This is a genomic window from Neobacillus sp. C211 (assembly GCF_051842875.1).
Taxonomy (GTDB): Bacteria; Bacillota; Bacilli; order Bacillales; family Cytobacillaceae; genus Neobacillus.
This window is the reverse complement of record NZ_JBPXRO010000113.1, coordinates 1-562: the sequence shown is the minus strand read 5'-3', so window position 1 is coordinate 562 and position 562 is coordinate 1. Positions and strand designations below refer to the sequence as shown.

Genomic DNA, 562 nt, shown 5'->3' with positions numbered 1-562 from the left:
AAATCATCTTACGATGAGCCATTAGCTCAGTTGGTAGAGCATCTGACTTTTAATCAGAGGGTCGAAGGTTCGAGTCCTTCATGGCTCACCATTTTAAATGAATATGCGGGTGTGGCGGAATTGGCAGACGCACCAGACTTAGGATCTGGCGCCGCAAGGCGTGGGGGTTCGACTCCCTTCACCCGCACCATTTAATTTTCATATGCGGAAGTAGTTCAGTGGTAGAACATCACCTTGCCAAGGTGGGGGTCGCGGGTTCGAATCCCGTCTTCCGCTCCAATTGTTTTAAGCCGGGGTGGCGGAACTGGCAGACGCACAGGACTTAAAATCCTGCGGTAGGTGACTACCGTACCGGTTCGATTCCGGTCCTCGGCACCATTTAAGTTCATTAATTTCATATGCGCCCTTAGCTCAGCTGGATAGAGTGTTTGACTACGAATCAAAAGGTCGGGAGTTCGAATCTCTCAGGGCGCACTTTAACGGGAAGTAGCTCAGCTTGGTAGAGCACTTGGTTTGGGACCAAGGGGTCGCAGGTTCGAATCCTGTCTTCCCGACCATTCTT

General features: G+C 51.1%; 6 tRNA genes. All 6 read left to right on the top strand.

The annotated features are described in order from the left end of the window. Window positions 1-15: 15 nt before the first annotated feature. The 6 genes from ACSU6B_RS29335 to ACSU6B_RS29310 all read left to right on the top strand — a co-directional run bounded on the left by ACSU6B_RS29335 (window position 16) and on the right by ACSU6B_RS29310 (window position 557). Window positions 16-91 (top strand) — tRNA-Lys (locus ACSU6B_RS29335). A gap of 14 nt (window positions 92-105) precedes the next feature. Beyond that, window positions 106-190 (top strand) — tRNA-Leu (locus ACSU6B_RS29330). 14 nt (window positions 191-204) lie between these two features. Continuing rightward, window positions 205-279: transfer RNA gene (locus ACSU6B_RS29325), tRNA-Gly, on the top strand. A gap of 10 nt (window positions 280-289) precedes the next feature. Next, a tRNA-Leu gene (locus ACSU6B_RS29320) sits at window positions 290-378 on the top strand. 22 nt (window positions 379-400) lie between these two features. Then, window positions 401-474, top strand: a tRNA-Arg gene (locus tag ACSU6B_RS29315). 6 nt (window positions 475-480) lie between these two features. Further along, a tRNA-Pro gene (locus ACSU6B_RS29310) sits at window positions 481-557 on the top strand. Window positions 558-562: the final 5 nt, after the last annotated feature.